This window comes from Microcoleus sp. AT3-D2, assembly GCF_036705715.1.
GTDB lineage: Bacteria > Cyanobacteriota > Cyanobacteriia > Cyanobacteriales > Microcoleaceae > Microcoleus.
In genome coordinates, this window is sequence record NZ_JAUBVE010000014.1 from 24,007 (window position 1) to 44,296 (window position 20,290).

Genomic DNA, 20,290 nt, shown 5'->3' on the forward strand with positions numbered 1-20,290 from the left:
TTAGCTTTTAGTTTTAAATGGTATCACAATATAGGTCAATGTCAAAATGAACCTTCTCGATATATTAGCTCATTTACCCACTATAGAAACTGAAAGGCTCCTGCTCAGAAAAATTACTTTAGACGATGCAAGCGATATGTTTGAGTATGCCTCAAATCCCGAAGTATCACAATACACAATGTGGTCAACTCACACCTCGATCGAAGACACTAAATACTTTCTCAGGTCACTTACTAAAATGTACAAAAGACGAGAGCTTGTAGATTGGGGAATCGTTCATAAAACCGAGAAAAAGTTTATCGGAACTTGCGGATTTGTGGAATGGAGCATGACGCACAGCCGCGCGGAAATTGGCTACGCACTTTCTAGGAGGTATTGGGGCGAAGGATACATGAGCGAGGCTGTTAATGCAGTTATTGAATTCGGCTTTCGGGAGATGTTGCTGAATCGAATTATGGCTCGATGTGAAGTTAACAATATTGCTTCCGCGCGGGTGATGGAAAAAGTGGGGATGCAAAGGGAAGGGATATTGCGACAGCACCTATTTGTGAAAGACAGATATTGGGATCTAAAAATTTATTCGCTTCTCAGGGAAGAGTTTTTTGAGAATATTGTAGAATAGAATTGAATCAGTAAGTGACAAAATAAAATATACTTAGGACTTACGCAATATCTCCATGTAGAGTGCGCCGAAGCACACCTTACCCTTTACCTGTATTGTAGAAGACGAGTGAATAGTTATTATCTTTATGACAAGCGAATTTCTTCATGTGGTACCCGCCACGTGATTTATCCGTGGAATCAATCCAAAATCTAAAATCTAAAATCCTCACGCCCCGAATTTATCTCGCGCAAGTCAATCCAAAATCTAAAATCTAAAATCTAAAATCGAATGACCGCTAATCCAGTATCTGTTAATTCCAATGCCTGCCTGATTTCTCCTGAGATTGGCAAAAGTTCTATCGATCCGGCTCATCCTCCATTAAAATTAGGAGTTTTAGCATCAGGAAGCGGCAGCAATTTCGAGGTAATTGCCCAAGCCATCCAAAACCAACAACTCAACGCTAAAATCCCAGTATTAATTTACAATAACCCCGAAGCCAAAGCGGCAGCCAGAGCCGAAAAATACGGCATTCCCTCGATTCTTCTCAATCACCGCGACTGCAAAAGCCGCGAAGAATTAGATACAAAAATTGTCAAAACTTTTCAAGAGTATGATGTAGAATGGGTAGTGATGGCGGGTTGGATGCGGATCGTTACCAAAGTTTTGCTCGATGCTTTTCCCGATCGCGTTATTAACATTCACCCCAGCTTACTGCCGAGTTTCCCAGGAATTCGCGCCGTCGAGCAAGCACTAGCCGCCAAGGTTAAAATCACCGGATGTACGGTGCATATCGCCCGTTTAGAAGTAGACAGCGGACCGATTTTAATGCAGGCTGCGGTGCCGGTATTGCCTGATGATACCGCAGAAACGCTGCACGCGAGAATTCAGGTGCAAGAGCACAAGATTATGCTGGGCGCGATCGCACTTATTGCCGAATCTAATCAAAAATATTGTGACTAAAAACCTCACCAGTGCCGCATCTATCCCCGAATTGCCCGTCAGCGACTCACCCGAAACAGGCCCGCCGCTGATAGACTCGCATCGCCTGAAATTAATTCTCAAAGAAAGGCTAAAAAAGAGCATCGGTCTCAAGGGAGAATTCTATCTGCCTTGCTTGCCATCGATGCTAGACGACTATCTTAAATTACTGTCAGACTTCTTAAACATTCTCGGACAAAACATCGACGCTGCCCAAGCCGAAAACTTGCGAACATTAATCGCCAACGCCTTAGCAGAAGGATTCAAAAATTCCCCCCACGCTAATCTCATAGTTTCATACTTTCCCGCCAATTCCCAAAGTGGTTTAGCCGGCGGCATTACTCTGAATACCAAGATTCAAATCGAATCTATGGCCCAGAAATATCATAGCTGGCCGGATATTCGCCCCGAACCTTTATTCGGCAGCCATCCCGATGCCAAAGTTATCGCCATTGCCGCCGAATTAGGCGAACCGGGAAAAGCACCTATTTTAGATGTCGGTGCGGGCCCAGGGCGCAATAGTTTGCCTTTAGCAAGATTAGGGCATTCCGTGGATGCGATCGAACTAACACCCATATTTGCCGAGAAACTATCAGCAGCAGCCACCGCCGAAAACTTGCCGGTAAATGTCACCCAAGGCGACGTTTTAGACCCATTATTGAGGATGAAAACTTATCGGTACAAATTAGCGATTGCTACCGAAGTTCTCTCTCATTTCCGCTACCCCGAACAAATTCGTCTTTTCCTCGGCAAAATGTCCGATGCTGTTTTAAGCGGCGGGTTTATCTTATTCAGCACTTTCTTAGCTGTAGATGGGTACGAACCAGATGAGATGGCAAAACAAATGTCTGAATTGTGTTGGTCTTATCTGATTACCAGACAAGAATTGCAGGCAGCAATAGAGGGTTTGCCGTTAGAAATTATTTCTGATGAATCTGTGATTGAATACGAACAAAAACATTTGCCTGACTCTGCGTGGCCGCCGACACCTTGGTTTGTCAGTTGGGCTAGCGGGCGAGATTTATTTTCTGTGCAACAAACACCGCCGCTAGAGTTGCGGTGGATACTTGTTAAACGCTTGTAGAGTGTATTGTTTTAGCTGAATTTTTAGGTAAAAATTGTCGAAATTTGTCCGAGGTTTGGGCGAGGATACTTTTGTCTGGGAAATCGGCGAGAATCTGCTGTATTATCTCGAATTTTGTTAAAGGTCAGGATTTTATATACGGCTTGCTGAATAAAGTGAAAAAGGAGACGCGGCGTTGGGTTGTTTGACAGAAAAAAGGTGGGGGAATGCAAAAAAAATAGCGATATAATGCCTCAAAACCCTTGCATCACCGGCAACCATGTATTGAAAAGTTGAGCAAGCTTTTTGTGCCTCCTGCAAAGCTCGTTCGGGCTCGACAGTGGCTGATGAATACAAAATCCCCAACCTCTTTAAGAAGTTGGGGATTTTAACGGTTAAGTTGACGACTCAAAGGGGATTGCGATAGATTTCACGATCGCTCGCAGGGGTTTTCTCAGACTTCAACCGCGAAAATCGCCTGCTAATCCCCTTTAAAGCGGTGTTCAATACCGCAGTAAATCATTACTTAGTGACACACATATATCCTCCGCTCACAAACTTAGGTGTTGAGCCTGGTGGACAGTCTTGCTCAGTAATGCTTCCCTCAAGTGGATTCCTTGATGATGGCGGAGTAGATTGCGGAGTAATCGTTGTCGGCGATCGCTCCGAGGAAACCCCCAAGAAGTTTGGTTGAGGAACAGTAGTCCCGTTCCGACCCACCGCAGGCAACTCAAGCACTGTTGTGGTCGCTTGCCCTGTGCCATCATTGGTCACGCCGTTCTGATCTCCGGGATGCCCATTCGTAATAAACAGTTGTGGATGATCGAACGGGGCACGCTCATAGCGAACGCGATCGTCTGTCAGAGATTCCATGAATAGGACCAAAGACGTTTTCTGTTCCTCGGTGAGGTTTAGGTTTTGGATGCCAATATCAACATTGTCAATGTTGTTCTCACGAAAATCCCCCCCTCGATTGTAGAAATCAACGACCTGTCGCAAGGTGAGTTCCCCACCGTTGTGGAAGTAGGGAGCCGTCAACTCAATATTCCGCAGTCCAGGCGTTTTGAATGCACCGTCTGCTGTAATGCGTTCATCTGCACCGACGGGTATATTTGGAGTTGCATTTAGTAATGACGGAAAGAGTCCTCGCGCAGCTAGCCGCGATTCTGAAAGGGGATTGCCGAAAGGATCATTGGCGCCCACGCCCAAGTCTTCCCCAGTCGGTCGAACGGCAATATTGTAGAAGGCATTGTCATAGACAGCTTGTCCAGTATTTCCCACCCTCATCCGTCTGAGCCGTTGATTCTCCACATTGTTGACGGAGGCGTTGGTAAATTCAGCCCCACCGTGACAGAAGACACACCCCGCTCTACCTTCAAACAGATCCTTGCCTTGCTGTTGCTGTACAGTTAGCGCGTTGCTGTTTCCCTCGATAAATCGATCGAAGGGTGAATCGTTAGAAATCAAGGTGGACTCGTACAGTTGAATCGCTAATCCGAAAAACAATGAGAAGTTGTAGTCCATCAGTGTAAACTCATCGGTTGCCAACGCTCCCTGCGGCTGCTTGAAAGACCGAGTTCCTGTAGCATCAACCTTGATGATTTGCTTCGAGTCCCACCACTCCGGCTTAAACGCATCCTCAATCATGTTTTCGTAACTTTTGTCTTTGAGTCCGGGCTGGGGCCAACGGCTCAAGCTGCCCAGAACGCTGTCTTCGGGATGGACAAGCTGTTGCCCAAGTGGCCGTAGCTGTTTGAGCTTTTTACCTGTCTCTCTAGGCAGCTTTTTGACTTTAATCCGATCGAACTTCTGCCCGATATCAGGAAATACCCGACCCGTTGCCGATTCTTCCACAGAGCTTAGCGGTGGGCCCACTGCCTGCGACGCCAGCGCTGAATTCTTCAGGCTAATTTTCACCTGCTGCAGAGGGGATTGCTTTGTAGGTGCTTTCAGGACAAACGCACCTGGGTCTCTTGACCCAAACGGATTCACACCATTAAATTCGTTTTGGGCGCGTCCGTCCCAAAAGTTGCGGAAGTTAAACACAGCGTTAATTGTGCTGGGCGTGTTGCGCTCTGTTACCTGACCCACGTTGATGCCCTGGACCTTAAAGACCGGATCTGGCAGAACCTCTACCCGATCGACCGCACTACCAGGGACAATATCGATGAATTTTGTCTGACTTACCCCTTGAGATCCTGCAACATCGTTGCTGTCAGCTAGAACTTGCGAGGAGCGATCGTCCGGGTTTGCCAGCTTGTGGAACGGATAGTCCGCTGGCTGCAGCACAGAGTTGGGACCACCTGCATTAAAGGTAATGTCTGGATTTGCCTCACCGCTGGCATTTACCCGCAACAGCCCTGGGCTGAGCTGGTTCTTAGCACGATTATCAACTCCAGCGTGAAAGTGGCAACTGGCGCAAGACTGGTTTCCGTTGCTGCCAACCTGCAAATCCCAGAACAGCGATTTTCCTAAAGCAATTGCAGCCGGTTTGTCTTTGACGAATTCTCCTAAGTTTGGTGGCTCAGGGACTGCTACGGTTTTAAGCGAAGCCAGTGGATTAGGCGGTCTGGGAGGACCGACTTGAGCCGATGCTGTGTGTCCGGCTAAGATGGCAACAGCGACAACTGTAGCGATTGCCATACTGTGGTTTGTTCGCTTAAGCAGCCTTGCTACCAACCGAAAGAGATTAGTTAGAGGCATCACAATGAAATTTTTCAACATTTTGCTTATTTGTTTGGCTCATAAACTCATTTGTCCAAAACTGAGTCCTCAAATCCTTGAATAGCATTCCGATCGTAAACTTGAGATATTAGCACCGGGAACCTTTAATTACTGTAGCGCTGCTTACAGCGTTAATGAAAACGGCACAACCCAAACAATTGCAGTTAATCATACAGGTGGAACCAATGTCTCCGCCTCTGTGAGTTACGGTACTGCTGACGGTAGCGCCACCGCCGCAAGTGATTACACTGCTACGTCGGGTACGTTAAACTTTCTCTCTGGCGAAACTAGCAAAACTTTTACTATTCCCATCACTCAGGACACCTTAGTATAAGGGAATGAAACTGTCAATCTCAGTTTGAAAAATGCCACAAATAATGCTAGTTGGGGAAATCAAAATACGGCGATTTTGACGATCGTAGATACAACGCCAACTCCCACGCCAACGCCTACAGGTACGCCCGCACCCGCTCCCAACTGGATTGGCGATCGCATTGAACGACCAAACCTCGATCGACCAAATCCAGTCGATAATATTATCAACGGCAATTCTGGCATCCTAATTGGTACTTCCAAAAATGACGGTTATTTGGGCAGCAACAGTCCCAATATATTCGATGTCAAAGCAGGTAAGGACAACCTAATTGGTGGCAACAGCCCAGACATTTTCAACGGCAAGGAAGGCAACGATTCGATTAACGGTAAAAATGGCAATGACTTCATTTAGGGCAATGAAGGAGCCAACTTTATTGATGGTGGCAAAGGCAACGATATCCTCATCGGCGGCCAAGATAACTATGTCATACAATCAGGAAATGACACCCTGTGCGGCGATGCTGGCAATGATTGACTCGGTGGCAATGAGAATAATGACCTGATAGATGGCGGTGCTGGAAATGATACAATTTATGGGGGTGAAAACAACGACACTATCCTCGGTTGTACTGGCAAGGATTTATCGTTCGGAGATTTAGGAGAGGACAGCTTGATTGGCGGGATTGGTAATGACACGTTTGCGATCGCAAGTAATCTCGAACTTGATATTATTTCCGATTTTGTTAAAGGCGAAGATGTGTTAGGATTGTCTCGCGGTTTAAGTTTTAATCAATTGGAAATTAGTCAGAGTAATAACAAGAATTTGATGAAAGTGAATGGAATTGCGATCGCCTCTTTAATCGGAGTCAACGCTTCGCTAATTGGTGTTAACGATTTCCGAACAGTTTAAGCACAGTAAAAAGATGCCCCGGATCGTAGCTTCTCAATCATCGAGAAAATCACGCACTCCGGGGCACCCTACGACAATTTTTGGCGGTTAAAAACCTAAGCCTCCACCTCAGAAGCCCGCAATTGTCCGCAGGCTGCATCTGCTTCTAAGCCGCGAGAATACCGCACGCTAACTGCAATTTTCTTTTCCTTCAAAACCGACACAAAACTGTTAATTCGATTGGGAGTCGGGCGCTGATATTCAGCTTCCTGAATCGGATTGTAAGGAATCAAATTGACGTGACACTGAAAACCGCGCAAGTGAGTTGCTAACTCGGCTGCGTGTTCCGGTAAGTCATTCACACCTGCTAAAAGTACGTATTCAAAACTCAATCTGCGTCCAGTCGATCGCACATATTCCCGGCATTCTGCTACTAACTCACCCAAAGGATAAGGGCGGGCGCTAGGAATTAACTCTTCGCGCAATCTTTGATTAGAAGCGTGGAGGCTGACGGCGAGGGTAACTTGCAGTTGATGTTCGGCTAGTTGGCTGATGCGATTGCGAATTCCTACTGTAGAAATGGTGATGTTTCGCTGTCCAATCCCTACGTCTTGATTCAAACACTTGACAGCAGCTACAACATTATCGAAATTCAGCAGGGGTTCGCCCATTCCCATAAATACAATGTGGCTGACTCGGCGGCCGAAATCTTGCTGTACTGTCAAGACTTGATCGACGATTTCGTGTTTTTCTAAATTGCGCTTGAAACCGCCTTTTCCGGTAGCGCAAAAGTCGCAGCCCATCGCGCAGCCAACTTGGGCTGAGACGCACACAGTCAGCCGTTTATCGGTGGGAATGCCGACTGTTTCAATGATTTGACCGTCTGCCAATTTTAAGAGATACTTTACCGTGGCGTCTGGTGCGACCGATCGATAGTGAATGGTCGATCGCCCGATCGGAATTTTAGCAACAGTCTCGCGCCACTGTTTCGAGAATACAGAAATGTCAGAGAGCGATCGCGCACCTTTCTCATAAATCCACTGGTACAATTGCTTTCCGCGATAAGCCGGTTGTCCCTGCTGCTGCACCCACTCCGTTAACTCAGCTAAACTCGCCCCCAACAAGGGCGGAATTTTACCCGACTCAACAGCCAAAGCAGCAGTCTTGCGAGACTGATTCGCACCCTTGGAATTACCAGAAGAGTACACCTGAGAAACGGAAGTAGGAGACATAGGTCATCAGAAAATTTAAAGCCATCCTCCATATTAAAACTTATCGACCAAAACTGCCGTTAATCCTCAAAAAGGCGAAGTCTCGATCCCCCTAAATCCCCTTTAAGAAGGGGAGTAGGGGTTGACTTTGAGAATAATCCGGTTCCCCCTTTTTGAAAGGGGGTTAGGGGGTATCTTATTGTGGACTCACAAAGAAAAGTCCAGACACCAATGTCCGCAACAAAGTTAATTTTTGGCAAAATTCCCCAAATATTGCGTGTAAATGACCGCAGCCACCTAAAATAAACTCTGGAGTTTGTTAAAGGGTATGCAAATTTGACAGCTTTCCATCACAATTAATGCAACTTTTATGGTGCTAAATATTCTTGCGCTGCCTTTAGGCTTTCAATTTACATCGCCGGGCCCAATTATCTTTCAACTTGGCCCCGTAGCCATTCGCTGGTACGGGCTGTTGATAGCTTCTGCCGTCTTGATTGGAGTCAGTCTGTCCCAATACTTAGCTCAAAAACGCCGCGTCAACCCGGAATTGTTGGGTGATTTGGCAATTTGGCTGGTTATCGGCGCTATTCCCTGCGCTCGAATTTATTACGTGGCTTTCGAGTGGCCGCAATACGCCCAGAGGCCAGAGGATATTATTGCGATTTGGAAAGGCGGAATTGCCATTCACGGGGCGATTTTGGGCGGCATAATCGCAGCTTTAATTTTTGCCAAAATTCAGCGAGTTTCTTTTTGGCAATTGGCAGATTTAATCGCGCCTTCGGCAATTCTCGGTCAGGCGATCGGACGCTGGGGAAATTTCTTTAACTCCGAAGCTTTTGGCAGTCCTACGGATTTGCCTTGGAAACTCTATATTCCGCCAAACAGCCGCCCGCCCGCCTACGCAAATTTTGAATACTTCCACCCCACATTTCTCTACGAATCCCTGTGGAATTTGACAGTATTTGGGTTGCTTCTGACTTTGTTTTTCCGCGATTTGCAGGGCAAAATTCGCTTGAAAATTGGTGCTTTATTTTTGGTTTATATCGCAGCTTACAGTTCCGGTAGAGTCTGGATTGAAGGGTTGCGGACTGATAGTTTGATGTTCGGGCCGCTGCGGACGGCACAGATGGTAAGCTTGACTGGGATTGTTTTAGGCTTGGGTGGGTTGGCTTGGCTTTATTTTGCCGATCGACCTTTACCCGATGTTGTCTCCCCGAATAGCGATCGGGCAAAGATCACTCCGAAATTGCCAGAGGATCAATAAAAAACCCCAGAGAGGTTAGTCTCTAGGGTTCAAAACCAGGGTGCATCTACCATCTATTACTTCCAACCAAAATAGGTACATCCGGAAGCGTCCGTAAATTTAGCAAATTTTTTAGCAGCCATGAGTTTGACAGAGATTGAAGCCCTAATTCCAGGGGTATACATTGTAGGTGCAGGCCCGGGAGACCCGGATTTGTTGACTGTTAAGGCTCAAAAATTACTGGCTGCAGCCGATGTCATATTATTTGCTGATTCCTTAGTCCCAGAGCAAATTTTGCAGGGTGTGCGCGCGGATGCTGAAGTGATCCAAACTGCGGATAAGACCCTCGAAGAGATTGTACCTTTGATGGTGGAACGAGTGCGCGACGGAAAAAGCGTCGTCCGCCTGCATTCGGGTGATCCCTGTCTCTACGGGGCTGTCGGCGAACAAATGCAAGCTTTGGCTTCCGAGGGAATTGCTTTTGAGGTAATCCCGGGAATTAGCGCTTTCCAACTTGCGGCGGCTAAACTTAAAATTGAGTTGACAGTTCCGGGAGTTGTGCAGACAATTATTTTGACGCGAATTAGCGGCAGAACCGAAGTACCGGAACGCGAAGAATTGGCGAGTTTAGCGGCTCATCAAGCGAGTTTGTGCCTGTATTTGAGCGCCCGCCATGTCGAAAAAGCTCAAGCTAAATTGATGGAACATTACCCATCGGATTTGCCGATAGCGATTTGTTATCGGTTGGGCTGGCCCGATGAAAAAATTGTGCTAGTTCCCCTTGACAAAATGGCTGTTGCTACGCGCGAAAATAATTTGATCAGAACGACAATGTATGTTATTAGTCCGGCGTTGGGAAAATCTGCAGAAGGACGATCGCGCTTGTACCATCCAGAGCACGATCGGCTTTTCCGTCATTAGTCATTAGTCATTAGTCATTAGTCATTAGTCATTAGTCATTAGTCATTAGTCATTGGTTAGTTCCAATTACCAATGCCCAATTACTAATTACCAATTACCAATGCCCAATTCCCCATTACCAATTACGAATTACCAATTATCTATGAAAGATTTAACTCGCAGACAATTTATCATTGTCACCGCATTAAGCGCCGGATTTACTTTAGCAGTTCATCCTCTGGCGGCTGCCGTTATCAATACGGATGCTGCTGGTTTAGTTGCCGGTGAGGTAAAAATTCCCGTAAAAGACGGCTCAATTCCAGCCTACAGAGCAATGCCAGCCAGCGGCAGCAATTTTCCAGTAATTTTAGTAATTCAAGAAATCTTCGGAGTTCACGCACACCTTCAAGATATTTGCCGCCGTTTGGCAAAATTAGGTTATTTAGCGATCGCCCCAGAAATGTTTGCCCGTCAAGGTGATGTTTCTAAACTCACCGAGGTTCAAGAAATTATTAGTAAAGTTGTCTCGAAAGTTCCTGACGAGCAAGTTATGTCCGATTTAGATGCTACCGTAGAGTGGGCACAAAAGTCAGGAAAAGGCAATACTAATAAGTTGGGAATTACAGGATTTTGCTGGGGTGGCAGAATTGTTTGGCTGTACTCTTCTCACAACCCAAAAGTCAAAGCTGGAGTGGCTTGGTACGGGCGTTTGGTTGGCGATTCTACGGCTTTAACTCCCAAACAGCCGATCGACATTGCAGCCAGTTTGAAAGTGCCCGTATTGGGGCTTTACGGGGGCAAAGACCAGTCAATTCCCAACGATACAGTCGAAAAAATGCGGGAAGTTCTCAAAACTGGCAGCAGTGGTTCCGAAATTGTGCTTTATCCAGATGCGCCGCACGGTTTTAACGCCGACTATCGCCCCAGTTACCGGGAAAAAGAAGCTAAGGATGCTTGGAAACGGATGCAAGATTGGTTTAAAAAGTATGGAGTTTCATAGTATTTGTGAGTTCTTAATTTTGACTTAAAACAGGTGTCAAGTTTGGGATCGAAAAAGGCAATATTAGCGAATAGCCCTTAAGACAGGTGGGTTTGTGGGCCCGACATTGGTAAACTGAGCGGTGTAGAATTATCGATCGAACAGGTAAGCCCGTGCTAGACGAACAAGCTAAAAAGACCATCCTACGCAAAATCCCTCACGGATTGTACATCTGCGGTGTCAAAGACGGGGAGGAAGTCAACGGTTTCACCGCTAGCTGGGTGATGCAATCTTCCTTTACCCCTCCCTTAGTTGTCAACTGCGTTAAGCAAGACTCCAAATCCCACGCCATGATCAAAGCCAGCGGTGTCTTTGCTTTGAGTTTCCTAGAAGCAGGGCAAAAAGAGTTAGCCCAGACATTCTTTAAGCAGCAGCGCCGCGTTGGCAATAAATTTGAGGATGTAGAATTTTATCCCGGCGCGGAAACTGGTTGTCCGATTATCTCGGATTCTCTGGGTTACATCGAGTGCAAAGTTGTCGGCGCTGTGGAACACGGGGATCACACGGTTTATGTGGGAGAAGTTGTGGCTGCAGGCGTCCACCGAGAAGGCAATCCGTTGCTGCTAGAAAGCACGGGTTGGAATTACGGCGGCTAAAGACTTGGCAGTTGGCAACTGGCAGTTGTCAGTTGGCAACTGGCAGTTGTCAGTTGTCAGTTGTCAGTTGTTAGTTGTTAGTTGTCAGTTGTTAAGGGAGGCGAGTTAAAATTAATAAAAAATCGGCGACAATCTTGTCGGTGTTTTCATCAGTTAAAATTGGTACGTGTACGAAAATACATTTGGTGCTAAGTTTAGAATGTGCAATGTGTTTTAAAACCGCATAATACAGGGCTTCGCAAACAAATTTTCCGGCTTCGTGACTGATTTCTGTTGCAGCTAAATCAGCGACTAGCGGTTCGAGATTAACTGCTGTTTTCAGAATGTCGCGATCGCAGCAAGCGCAAGATTCTATGGTTAATTTTTGCCGGCTTTCGGCCATGCCACAGCAGATAATAGTGTCAGGTTGGATATGGTTGATTTCGGCGATCGCTAAATTAGGTGCTAGCTGGAAATCTACTGGCAGTTTCCTCAAAAAAGTCAGGGAATCAGGCAAAGATTTGATTTGGGAAATCTTGGCTAATAAGTCGTCCGAAGAGTTGGATTGCTGATGGGGAAGCCAAGTATCAAATGAGGTTAGCAGGATTTTCGCCGTCATATTTGTGCAATAATACTTATATTGATAATATAAGGCAAGTAAGTCAATGTCTGTCATTGCAGTAGTGGACTATGACATGGGCAATCTGCACTCGGTCTGTAAAGGCTTGGAAAATGTGGGTGCAGTGCCAAAAATAACAGATTCTCCTGCTATAATCGAGCAGGCTGATGCGGTGGTTTTGCCGGGGGTGGGTTCGTTTGACCCGGCAATGCAGAATTTACGATCGCGCAATTTGATAGAACCGATAAAAAGGGCGATCGCCTCTGGAAAACCTTTTTTAGGCATTTGTTTGGGTTTGCAAATTCTGTTTGAAAGTTCCGAAGAAGGTGTAGAACCGGGATTGGGCGTTATTGCGGGAAAAGTGCGCCGATTTCGCTCGGAACCGGGTTTGACAATTCCCCACATGGGATGGAATCAATTGCAATTTACTCAGCAGAATTTGCCGCTGTGGCAAAATTTACCGTCTGATCCTTGGGTTTATTTCGTGCATTCTTATTATGTCGATCCGGTGGATTTGGAAGTGCGATCGGCAATTGTGACTCACGGTAGTCAAAACGTGACGGCGGCTATAGCTAAAGACAATCTGATGGCCGTGCAATTTCACCCGGAAAAGTCTTCGAGTACGGGATTGCAAATGCTGTCAAATTTTGTCAGTCTGGTTCGGGAAAAAGTACCTGCTTAGGTGGCATGAATATTGAAAAACCCGGTAAATTGCCGAAACCGGGTTTGACATTTTTAAAAGTCTTCTTCCTTCTTCCTTTTTCCCTCTTCCTTCTTCCTTCTTCCCTCTTCCTTCTTCCCTCTTCCTTCTTCCTTCTTCCCTCTTCCTTCTTCCTTCTTCCCTCTTCCTTCTTCCTAAATGAGTTTAAGAATCTCTGGCAATCGCCAAATCAAAACCCTGCCGGGACTCGCCACTCGCCCTACACCTTCGCGAGTCAGAGAAGCTTTATTTAATATTTGGCAAGGGACGATCGCAGATTGCAGATGGCTTGACATTTGTACCGGCAGCGGTTCGATGGGCGCAGAAGCTTTGTGTCGTCAAGCTGCGAGTGTCACTGGCATCGAACAGTCGGCGAAAGCTTGTGCGATTATCCGCGAAAACTGGGAGCAAGTAGCAGACTCGTCCCAAACATTCCAAATACTGCGGGGAAACGCGACGGCGAAGTTGGCGGCACTAGCGGGGCAGCAGTTCGATCGCATTTACTTCGATCCGCCCTACGCCAGCGACTTGTACGAACCTGTGTTAAACACGATCGCCAGCCAAGAAATGCTAGCACCAAACGGCGAAATCGCGATCGAACACAGCCCTGAGCGATCGACACAACCAATTTCCGGTCTAGAAATTTGCCGCCAGAAAATATACGGTAACACAGCATTAACTTTCTACACACGCAGTGCCTGATAGGCTACAACGGCAGTAGCGTAACTCTTGGAGAGAGAAATAAACCGGGTTTCGTGGCGTGGGCGCGCCCCGGTACTAAAAGTTTTTCCCTTGGGTAAAATACAAATTTTTCCGATGAGGTTAAGCTTTGTGCGTAGGTTGTCAGAGCAAGTTGCCTCAGCAATCGACGAAATAAATGGAGTTTAGGCTGAAAATAAAGCTTTCAGTTGTAACATGAACCCAAAGTGTGAGTGTGAATATTCCTAAAGGAGTGAATATGGTTCAGACACCTTCGCGCCCTCGTGGCAGCGACTTTCAAGCTGTTAACTCGGTACAGCCAGCCAAACGCGATACGATTCTGCTGGGAAATAGCCTCTCCCTGCCCAATACCAAACTCTTCGGCACAGACGGCATTCGCGGGAAAGTTGGAGAATTGCTGAATGCACCCTTAGCCCTGCAAGTGGGCTTCTGGGCTGGACAAGTTCTACGGCAACATTCCCCCAACCAGGGGCCTGTGATTTTGGGGCAAGACAGCAGGAATTCCAGCGATATGCTGGCAATGGCACTGTCAGCGGGTTTGACGGCCGCCGGTTTGGAAGTGTGGAATTTGGGATTGTGTCCCACTCCCTGCGTTGCTTATCTGGCAAGCGTTTCGGAGTCGGTCGGCGGAGTGATGATTTCGGCTTCTCACAATCCCCCAGAAGACAACGGCATTAAATTTTTCGGGTCAAACGGCTTCAAGCTGTCGCAGCAGTTGCAGGAACAAATCGAAGCGGGAATCCGGGGGGCAAAGGTTCCGGTTGCTAGCTTGGCTTGGGGACACCACTACCATCGCGCTGAGTTGGTTAAAGATTATGCCACTTCGCTTTGTGATTCGCTGCAAGAGATGAATTTGGAGGGAATGCGGATAGTTTTGGATTTGGCTTGGGGGGCGGCCGCGGGTTTGGCGCCGGCGGTGTTCGCGCAAATGGGGGCGGATGTGATCTGTTTGCACGACTCTCCTGATGGATCTCGTATTAATGTTAACTGCGGTTCTACTCACCTCGACAGTTTGCAAGCGGCAGTTTTGGAACACAATGCTGATTTGGGATTTGCTTTTGACGGCGATGCCGATCGAGTTTTGTGTGTTGACAACCAAGGTCGAACGATTGACGGCGATTACATTCTTTATCTGTGGGGCCGGCAGTTGCGCGACTCCCAACAGTTACCATCCAATTTAATTATTTCTACTGTAATGGCTAACCTCGGCTTCGAGCGAGCTTGGGAAGAATTGGGCGGCAAACTAACTAGAACCAACGTCGGAGATCAGTACGTTCACGCTGAAATGCAGCGCACTGGTGCGATGTTGGGCGGCGAACAGTCGGGACACATTCTTTGTCCGCATTATGGTGTCAGCGGCGACGGTTTGCTAACAGCTTTGCATTTGGCTTCGCTGGTGCGCCAGTCCGGGCAATCTTTGGCACAATTGGTAAGTGGCAGTTTCCAAACTTATCCGCAGTTGTTGCGAAATATTCGGGTGGACGATCGCGAAAAACGTCTAAAATGGCACGAGTGCGAGGCAATGCAAAGTGCGATCGAACGTGCTACAACAGCAATGGGAGAACAGGGACGGGTTTTGGTTCGCGCTTCTGGCACTGAACCGCTAATTCGAGTTATGGTGGAAGCGGCCAGCGCCGAATTGGCTAATTTCTGGACTGAAAATTTAGTTTTAGCCGTTCAGCAACACATCGCTATCTGATGGAAATGGGGAATTAATCTGAAGGAAGAAGGAAGAAGAAAGAAGGAAGAAGGAAGAAGGAAGAAGGAAGAAGGAAGAAGGGAGAAGCCTCTAGATAAATATAGGGGCTATTGAAACCAATTTCTCATTCTTTATTCCCTCTTAGTTATTCCCTCTCTCCTCAATAACTAAATCCTTCTTTCTTCATTTCCCCATTTCTGATTGTATGAACACCAAATCAATTCAAAATGGGCGGCTGCATCGAATTTCGTTAAAATTTTTAATTGTCGTCATATTAATAACGGGCATATGGTTTCGCTTTACTAATCTGGATAGCAAAGTCTACTCGTTCGACGAATCTATCACCTCGCTGCGGATTTCTGGCTACACTTGGACGGAAATGGTGCAGCAAGATTTTCAAGGCAAAACAATTAGCGTCGCAGATTTGCAGCGGAAATACCAGCAGATAAATGCCGAAAAAGGTTGGTTGGATACTGTTAAAGGTTTAGCTACAGAAGAACCCCAACTATCGCCGTTATATTTTATTTTTGCCCGGTTTTGGGTGCAGTTGTTCGGCCCGCAAGTGGCGACTGTCAGAAGTCTTTCAGCTTTGATTAGTTTGTTAGTTTTTCCCAGCATTTATTGGCTGTGCTGGGAATTATTTCGCTCTGCGTCTGTGGGATGGATTGCTGTTACAATCGTTGCTGTTTCACCCTTTCACGTCTTGTACGCGCAAGAAGCAAGACCCTACATGATGTTTGCAGTCCTCGTCTTGCTGTCGAATGCAATTCTGCTGCGGGCGATTGCCCTACAAAACTCTCCCGCCACATCTAAATTGAGTAAGGCTGTTTGGTCTATTTATGCGATCGCCCTGAGTTTCGGACTGTATTCTAGTTTATTATTTTTTTTAGTAGTATTCGCCCACGGCATCTATGTAATTATCACAGAAAATTGGCGTTTTGGCAAAACATTAATTGCTTATTTACTAGCTTCAGCGGCAGCAATAACTATTTTTGCGCCTTGGATTTGGATATTACTTTATAACTGGGAAAAATTGACGCAACAGTAGGGTTTCCCCGCTTTTACCTGCCTTGGATGTCTTCACTTCAACCTTTAATTCTCCTCACCTGCCGAATGTTTATTGACACGCATTGGGCCGGCGGAATTATCAAATTGGGTTCGAGCAATATGGCTACAGATTTAATGAGACTGATTGTAATGGTCGTATTGCTGTTAGCGATCGCACATTCAATATACTCGCTCTGCCGCTCAACTCCCAAAATAGTTTGGCTGTTTCTATTGACAGCGATCGTAATTACAGCGATAGTATTGATAGCAGTGCGAGGCGTTGCCGATCGGTATATGGTTCCCTATATTTTAGGAATTCAGCTAGCTGTTGCCTATCTCTTCACTGCTAAAATTGCATCCGCCACCAATCCCAGACAACAAAAGTTGTGGCAGCTCGGTTTAATAGCGCTAATATCGAGTGGAATAGTTTCTTGTGCCGTCAGCTCACAGTCGCAACTTTGGTGGAACAAGTATCCTTCTAGCACTAAATACAATCCCGCAGTAGCCGCGATTGTCAATGAAGCGAAAAAACCTTTAGTAATCACTCACGGAGGCAACAACATCACAGGAAGAATACTGTCTCTTAGCTATCTGCTGAAGCCGCAAGTACAGCTTTTGCTGGCAGTAAAAACCGAGCAAGTTAAAATTCCTGACGGTTTTAGCGATGTATTTATATACCGAGCTACAGAAGCATTGCAATTTGAACTAGAAAAAGTGCAAAAATATAAAATTACACCAATTTACAAACCGGACGATGGCTGGCTTTGGCGTGTAGAGAAATAAGCAAAGTGGCAACTGCAAATGATGATTTCTGTTGTGATCCCCACCTACAACCGCGAGCAACCTCTGCGAGAGACATTGGCTGATGCGCTTCGGCAAAATTACCCGAATTTTGAAGTGCTGGTAATTGATCAAACTCGCACCCACGAGTCAGAAACTCAAGTTTATTTAGAGGAATTGGCAAGTGCTGACAAAATTCGCTGGTTTCGGGTAGATTGGGCGAGTTTGCCGGGAGCTCGAAATTATGCAGTGCGACGCGCAGTTGGAGAGATTATTTTATTTATTGATGATGATGTACAATTGCCAGATGGTTTTTTGGCAGCTCACGCTGACAACTATTTAGAAAAACCTGATGTGGGATGTGTGGCGGGCAGGGTTTTTGACAGAATGAAACTGGATAATTCTGGAGGCGATTTGGCGATCGAATATTTGCCCTCAGAAGCTATGGATGCGGGCATTGCCTGGTATTTTATCGATTTGGTGCATACAGTAAAACCGCAGCAGGTGCTCTCGGCTAGAGGCTGCAATATGTCATTTCGTCGGCAGGTTTTTTCCGAGTGCGGGCTGAGGTTTGACGAGCGGTTTGCAGGCAGTGCGGTGCGGGAGGAGTCGGATTTTTGTTTGAGATTGCGATCGACTGGCATGAAAATTTGGTACGATCCCAATGCGTGTTTAGTTCACTTGGGGGAAGAAAGCGGCGGGTGTCACGATGTCAGTACGCGATCGATCGAATATCAAGTCACATTTTATCACAACCATTTCCTCATGGGATTGAAAAATTTAACAGCCTTTCAATGCCTGCGATTTTTCGCCAAACTCTTTGACTGCCACGTTTTGGGAAATCCGCCTTGTTATAAAAGCGCCTCGCCTATTAAAATTATAACTAGATTTGCTTTTTATATCCTGGGTTTTCTCAGTGCTATAAATACAGTAGTTCAATCTCTGTGGAATGATGGACAAAGTTATAGCCATCAAGACAAGATTAAGGATCAATAATTACCTATTCCCCCTTCACCCTTCCCAATAAATGAGAATTCTCGTGGCTAGTCACACCTATATTGTGGACATTAATCGGGAAAAATTCAAGATATTAGCCAACCTAGAACCCGATATTGAAGTAACACTTGTAGTGCCGCAGCGTTGGAAACCCGGAGGCGTACAAAATAAAATTATAGAAACGCAATTTTATCAAAAAGGCTCATTTAAAGTAGTCCCAGTCTCCAACTTGAGTCAAAATAATCAAGGCTTGCTAACTTTTGGTACAGATTTAATTCAAGTTATGCAGGAAATTAAACCGCAGATAATTCAAGTTGAACAAGGTGCAAAATCTCTCGCTTGCGCTCAGTTGATTTTACTAAATAAACTGCTAAGACTGCAAGCAAAAAATATATTATTTACTTGGTGGAATCTGCCTTATCAATTGAATTGGCCGGTTTCAGTCTTAGAAAATTACAATCTTCAGCACACCGACGGAATTATTGCAGGCAACCTAGATGGAGCTACAATTTTGCGGCAGCGGGGCTATCAAGGTGCGGTAAAAGTAATGCCACAACTCGGAGTAGATGAAACTTTGTTTCGCCGCACTGGTAAAGACGTTGATTTATCGCGTAGGTTCGGCATTGAACCGACCGATTTTGTGGTAGGATTTGTAGGGCGATTTGTCGAAGAAAAAGGACTGCTAACTTTAGCTGAGGCCTTGGCAGGATTGAAAAAAAGCTCTTGGAAGTGGCTGTTAGTAGGACAAGGAAAATTGCGGACGCACCTCGCCGAAAAATGTATTGAATGGGGAATCAGCGACCGAATAATCTGGGTAGAAAGCGTTTCCCACGAAGAAATTCCCCCCTACATTAACTTAATGAACTGTTTGGTATTGCCTTCGCAAACCAGCTATAAATTCAAAACTTTGACCACTGTGGGCTGGAAAGAACAATTCGGTCATGTTTTAATCGAAGCAATGGCCTGTCAAATTCCGGTTATTGGTTCCGACTGCGGGGAAATTCCCCACGTCATCGGCGATGCGGGGTTAATATTCCCCGAGGGAAATGCAGGGGTTTTGCGAGAGTGTTTACAGCAATTGATGGAGCGGCAGGAGTTGGCGGCCGATTTGGGCGATCGGGGCTATCATAGAGCGATGAGCAATTATACAAATAAAGCTTTAGCTGAGCAGTTATTGGAATTCTACAAAGAATTGTTGTAACTTTTAGCTATAATGCGAGTGTTAAATAAAAACAGTAGTAAATGTCTATTCCTCCCGACATACGCTCTTTGGTTAACGAACTCTACCAGGTACTAGACGATAGCGATCGCCAAGCAACGCTGGGACTTTTTGCACTTAGAAGAGCAATGTCTCTTTTTCCCCAGAATGAAATACTGATGCAATATTTTTCTTCCATCACGAATTTTCAATTCAACGTAGCAGGTACTCGCTTACAAGCAGAGCACATGGTGGGCAATGTATTGATGGCTGGTGTGCCCGATGAAGATGTTCAAAAAGCAGGAGATTATGTAGCAGCCTTGCTACAGATGGCTCCAGAATCTAAAATTATGATAGACAAAGTAGTTGAGAGATTAGAAGCATTGCCATGAAACAATTACCAGATGAAAGCCAACTCCTGGAAATCCTTGAAATTGTGAAAGCCGCTGAAGCCAAAGCCAGTGAGATGTATGAATTTTCCAAGAAAATATCTCACAATACCCAAATTACAGCAACAAAGAGAGAGGAAGCTGAACAGCTAGAGGGGCAGCCTTTTCCAGATAATTAAATTTGTAATGGGAGATGTTGGTATGTTGATTTAAATAACTATCCCCCATGCGAATTCTCCAAATTATCCCTTCAATTTCCCTCGTCTACGGCGGGCCGAGTCAAATGGTACTCGGACTTTCTGCAGCCCTCGCGGCCAAAAACATTGATGTGACGATTGTCACCACAGATTCTAACGGAGATATCGGTCAACTTCCCTTAGATGTTCCTCTGAATGAACCAATACAACAAAACGGTTATCAGATTATTTATTTCCGCTGTTCTCCCTGGCGCAGATATAAGTTTTCACTCTCGTTATTGCAGTGAAAGTTTCAGGGCTTAAGCATGGGGCGGCTAGAAACCCGCTTTCTACGAGTTTTGCGACGAGTCAGGAGAAATATACGAAGAAATCGGGTGTTTGAGGTCTTTTGATGATCAGATGTA

Annotated in this window: 24 protein-coding genes and 2 pseudogenes; 23 read left to right on the plus strand and 3 right to left on the minus strand. The window is 45.9% G+C overall.

What is annotated here, in order from left to right; genetic code table 11:
* The first annotated feature begins 46 nt into the window (after window positions 1–46).
* The 3 genes from QUB44_RS08630 (at window position 47) to QUB44_RS08640 (ending at window position 2,666) form a co-directional block, all read left to right on the plus strand.
* Window positions 47–622: a GNAT family protein gene (locus QUB44_RS08630; RefSeq protein ID WP_333365594.1), complete on the plus strand. Its 576-nt coding sequence runs from the start codon at window positions 47–49 to the stop codon at window positions 620–622.
* A 270-nt stretch (window positions 623–892) separates the two neighbouring features.
* Window positions 893–1,564, plus strand: coding sequence for a phosphoribosylglycinamide formyltransferase (gene purN / locus QUB44_RS08635; RefSeq protein ID WP_333365598.1), 672 nt, complete (start codon window positions 893–895; stop codon window positions 1,562–1,564).
* Window positions 1,557–2,666: a class I SAM-dependent methyltransferase gene (locus QUB44_RS08640; RefSeq protein WP_333365601.1), complete on the plus strand. Its 1,110-nt coding sequence runs from the start codon at window positions 1,557–1,559 to the stop codon at window positions 2,664–2,666. The genes purN and QUB44_RS08640 overlap by 8 nt, the downstream gene beginning before the upstream one ends.
* 501 nt (window positions 2,667–3,167) lie before the next feature.
* Here QUB44_RS08640 and QUB44_RS08645 read toward each other — a convergent pair.
* Window positions 3,168–5,288 (minus strand): cytochrome c peroxidase, encoded by a 2,121-nt coding sequence (locus QUB44_RS08645; RefSeq protein ID WP_333365604.1) that lies wholly within the window; start codon window positions 5,286–5,288, stop codon window positions 3,168–3,170.
* Between the two features lie 166 nt (window positions 5,289–5,454).
* Between QUB44_RS08645 and QUB44_RS08650 the strand changes: the two genes are divergently transcribed.
* From QUB44_RS08650 to QUB44_RS08675, 6 genes and pseudogenes are all read left to right on the plus strand, one after another.
* On the plus strand, window positions 5,455–5,703 hold the full coding sequence (locus QUB44_RS08650) for a Calx-beta domain-containing protein (protein WP_333365793.1): 249 nt from the start codon (window positions 5,455–5,457) through the stop codon (window positions 5,701–5,703).
* Between the two features lie 24 nt (window positions 5,704–5,727).
* Window positions 5,728–6,096: a hypothetical protein gene (locus QUB44_RS08655; protein WP_333365607.1), complete on the plus strand. Its 369-nt coding sequence runs from the start codon at window positions 5,728–5,730 to the stop codon at window positions 6,094–6,096.
* A gap of 9 nt (window positions 6,097–6,105) precedes the next feature.
* Window positions 6,106–6,162 (plus strand): annotated as a pseudogene (locus QUB44_RS08660) (hypothetical protein); the annotation flags it as partial.
* Between the two features lie 9 nt (window positions 6,163–6,171).
* Window positions 6,172–6,219: a hypothetical protein gene (locus tag QUB44_RS08665; protein WP_333365797.1), complete on the plus strand. Its 48-nt coding sequence runs from the start codon at window positions 6,172–6,174 to the stop codon at window positions 6,217–6,219.
* 18 nt (window positions 6,220–6,237) lie between these two features.
* Window positions 6,238–6,297, plus strand: a pseudogene (locus QUB44_RS08670) (hypothetical protein); the annotation flags it as partial.
* 57 nt (window positions 6,298–6,354) lie between these two features.
* A complete protein-coding gene (locus QUB44_RS08675) occupies window positions 6,355–6,594 on the plus strand; it encodes a hypothetical protein (protein ID WP_333365610.1) in 240 nt (79 codons plus the stop codon).
* 95 nt (window positions 6,595–6,689) lie between these two features.
* Here the strand turns inward: QUB44_RS08675 and rlmN are convergent, their stop codons facing one another.
* The gene (rlmN, locus tag QUB44_RS08680) at window positions 6,690–7,805 is read right to left on the minus strand and encodes a 23S rRNA (adenine(2503)-C(2))-methyltransferase RlmN (protein ID WP_333365612.1); all 1,116 of its coding nucleotides are present in this window, start codon (window positions 7,803–7,805) and stop codon (window positions 6,690–6,692) included.
* A gap of 349 nt (window positions 7,806–8,154) precedes the next feature.
* Between rlmN and lgt the strand changes: the two genes are divergently transcribed.
* From lgt to QUB44_RS08700, 4 genes are all read left to right on the plus strand, one after another.
* Window positions 8,155–9,048 (plus strand): prolipoprotein diacylglyceryl transferase, encoded by an 894-nt coding sequence (lgt, locus tag QUB44_RS08685; protein ID WP_333365615.1) that lies wholly within the window; start codon window positions 8,155–8,157, stop codon window positions 9,046–9,048.
* Window positions 9,049–9,168: 120 nt separating this feature from the next.
* On the plus strand, window positions 9,169–9,948 hold the full coding sequence (gene cobM, locus QUB44_RS08690; RefSeq protein WP_333365618.1) for a precorrin-4 C(11)-methyltransferase: 780 nt from the start codon (window positions 9,169–9,171) through the stop codon (window positions 9,946–9,948).
* A 142-nt stretch (window positions 9,949–10,090) separates the two neighbouring features.
* Entirely contained in the window at window positions 10,091–10,927 is an 837-nt protein-coding gene (locus tag QUB44_RS08695) for a dienelactone hydrolase family protein (RefSeq protein WP_333365621.1), read from the plus strand.
* Between the two features lie 152 nt (window positions 10,928–11,079).
* Window positions 11,080–11,562, plus strand: coding sequence for a flavin reductase family protein (locus tag QUB44_RS08700; protein ID WP_333166147.1), 483 nt, complete (start codon window positions 11,080–11,082; stop codon window positions 11,560–11,562).
* 91 nt (window positions 11,563–11,653) lie between these two features.
* Here QUB44_RS08700 and QUB44_RS08705 read toward each other — a convergent pair whose 3' ends face one another.
* Window positions 11,654–12,217 carry a pyroglutamyl-peptidase I family protein gene (locus tag QUB44_RS08705; protein WP_445299879.1) on the minus strand — a complete coding sequence of 188 codons (564 nt, stop codon included), beginning with the start codon at window positions 12,215–12,217 and terminating at the stop codon, window positions 11,654–11,656.
* On the opposite strand from QUB44_RS08705, the gene hisH reads away from it, so the two are divergent.
* From hisH to QUB44_RS08755, 10 genes are all read left to right on the plus strand, one after another.
* Complete coding sequence (gene hisH / locus QUB44_RS08710; RefSeq protein ID WP_333309565.1) at window positions 12,207–12,842, plus strand: imidazole glycerol phosphate synthase subunit HisH; 636 nt, start codon at window positions 12,207–12,209, stop codon at window positions 12,840–12,842. The genes QUB44_RS08705 and hisH overlap by 11 nt on opposite strands.
* A gap of 177 nt (window positions 12,843–13,019) precedes the next feature.
* A complete protein-coding gene (gene rsmD / locus QUB44_RS08715; protein WP_333166153.1) occupies window positions 13,020–13,562 on the plus strand; it encodes a 16S rRNA (guanine(966)-N(2))-methyltransferase RsmD in 543 nt (180 codons plus the stop codon).
* A 256-nt stretch (window positions 13,563–13,818) separates the two neighbouring features.
* Complete coding sequence (glmM, locus tag QUB44_RS08720; RefSeq protein WP_333365800.1) at window positions 13,819–15,279, plus strand: phosphoglucosamine mutase; 1,461 nt, start codon at window positions 13,819–13,821, stop codon at window positions 15,277–15,279.
* Between the two features lie 205 nt (window positions 15,280–15,484).
* Window positions 15,485–16,327: a glycosyltransferase family 39 protein gene (locus QUB44_RS08725; RefSeq protein ID WP_333365626.1), complete on the plus strand. Its 843-nt coding sequence runs from the start codon at window positions 15,485–15,487 to the stop codon at window positions 16,325–16,327.
* A 26-nt stretch (window positions 16,328–16,353) separates the two neighbouring features.
* Window positions 16,354–17,109: a hypothetical protein gene (locus QUB44_RS08730; protein ID WP_333365629.1), complete on the plus strand. Its 756-nt coding sequence runs from the start codon at window positions 16,354–16,356 to the stop codon at window positions 17,107–17,109.
* An 18-nt stretch (window positions 17,110–17,127) separates the two neighbouring features.
* Window positions 17,128–18,102 (plus strand): hormogonium polysaccharide biosynthesis glycosyltransferase HpsN, encoded by a 975-nt coding sequence (gene hpsN / locus QUB44_RS08735; protein WP_333365632.1) that lies wholly within the window; start codon window positions 17,128–17,130, stop codon window positions 18,100–18,102.
* 31 nt (window positions 18,103–18,133) lie between these two features.
* The gene (gene hpsO, locus QUB44_RS08740; RefSeq protein WP_333365635.1) at window positions 18,134–19,303 is read left to right on the plus strand and encodes a hormogonium polysaccharide biosynthesis glycosyltransferase HpsO; all 1,170 of its coding nucleotides are present in this window, start codon (window positions 18,134–18,136) and stop codon (window positions 19,301–19,303) included.
* Window positions 19,304–19,344: 41 nt separating this feature from the next.
* A complete protein-coding gene (locus QUB44_RS08745; protein ID WP_333166163.1) occupies window positions 19,345–19,692 on the plus strand; it encodes a hypothetical protein in 348 nt (115 codons plus the stop codon).
* Window positions 19,689–19,868 carry a hypothetical protein gene (locus QUB44_RS08750; RefSeq protein WP_333166165.1) on the plus strand — a complete coding sequence of 60 codons (180 nt, stop codon included), beginning with the start codon at window positions 19,689–19,691 and terminating at the stop codon, window positions 19,866–19,868. The genes QUB44_RS08745 and QUB44_RS08750 overlap by 4 nt, the downstream gene beginning before the upstream one ends.
* Window positions 19,869–19,915: 47 nt before the next feature.
* On the plus strand, window positions 19,916–20,173 hold the full coding sequence (locus tag QUB44_RS08755; protein WP_333166169.1) for a hypothetical protein: 258 nt from the start codon (window positions 19,916–19,918) through the stop codon (window positions 20,171–20,173).
* Window positions 20,174–20,290: the final 117 nt, after the last annotated feature.

What these genes read in the sequence shown, in the direction of transcription:
- QUB44_RS08630 (WP_333365594.1), top strand. Translation starts at nt 47, where the DNA reads ATGAACCTTCTCGATATATTAGCTCATTTACCCACTATAGAAACTGAA.
- purN (WP_333365598.1), top strand. Translation starts at nt 893, where the DNA reads ATGACCGCTAATCCAGTATCTGTTAATTCCAATGCCTGCCTGATTTCT.
- QUB44_RS08645 (WP_333365604.1), bottom strand. Translation starts at nt 5,288, where the DNA reads ATGGCAATCGCTACAGTTGTCGCTGTTGCCATCTTAGCCGGACACACA.
- rlmN (WP_333365612.1), bottom strand. Translation starts at nt 7,805, where the DNA reads ATGTCTCCTACTTCCGTTTCTCAGGTGTACTCTTCTGGTAATTCCAAG.
- lgt (WP_333365615.1), top strand. Translation starts at nt 8,155, where the DNA reads ATGGTGCTAAATATTCTTGCGCTGCCTTTAGGCTTTCAATTTACATCG.
- cobM (WP_333365618.1), top strand. Translation starts at nt 9,169, where the DNA reads ATGAGTTTGACAGAGATTGAAGCCCTAATTCCAGGGGTATACATTGTA.
- QUB44_RS08695 (WP_333365621.1), top strand. Translation starts at nt 10,091, where the DNA reads ATGAAAGATTTAACTCGCAGACAATTTATCATTGTCACCGCATTAAGC.
- hisH (WP_333309565.1), top strand. Translation starts at nt 12,207, where the DNA reads ATGTCTGTCATTGCAGTAGTGGACTATGACATGGGCAATCTGCACTCG.
- QUB44_RS08705 (WP_445299879.1), bottom strand. Translation starts at nt 12,217, where the DNA reads ATGACAGACATTGACTTACTTGCCTTATATTATCAATATAAGTATTAT.
- rsmD (WP_333166153.1), top strand. Translation starts at nt 13,020, where the DNA reads ATGAGTTTAAGAATCTCTGGCAATCGCCAAATCAAAACCCTGCCGGGA.
- glmM (WP_333365800.1), top strand. Translation starts at nt 13,819, where the DNA reads ATGGTTCAGACACCTTCGCGCCCTCGTGGCAGCGACTTTCAAGCTGTT.
- QUB44_RS08725 (WP_333365626.1), top strand. Translation starts at nt 15,485, where the DNA reads ATGAACACCAAATCAATTCAAAATGGGCGGCTGCATCGAATTTCGTTA.
- QUB44_RS08730 (WP_333365629.1), top strand. Translation starts at nt 16,354, where the DNA reads ATGTCTTCACTTCAACCTTTAATTCTCCTCACCTGCCGAATGTTTATT.
- hpsN (WP_333365632.1), top strand. Translation starts at nt 17,128, where the DNA reads ATGATGATTTCTGTTGTGATCCCCACCTACAACCGCGAGCAACCTCTG.
- hpsO (WP_333365635.1), top strand. Translation starts at nt 18,134, where the DNA reads ATGAGAATTCTCGTGGCTAGTCACACCTATATTGTGGACATTAATCGG.
- QUB44_RS08745 (WP_333166163.1), top strand. Translation starts at nt 19,345, where the DNA reads ATGTCTATTCCTCCCGACATACGCTCTTTGGTTAACGAACTCTACCAG.
- QUB44_RS08750 (WP_333166165.1), top strand. Translation starts at nt 19,689, where the DNA reads ATGAAACAATTACCAGATGAAAGCCAACTCCTGGAAATCCTTGAAATT.
- QUB44_RS08755 (WP_333166169.1), top strand. Translation starts at nt 19,916, where the DNA reads ATGCGAATTCTCCAAATTATCCCTTCAATTTCCCTCGTCTACGGCGGG.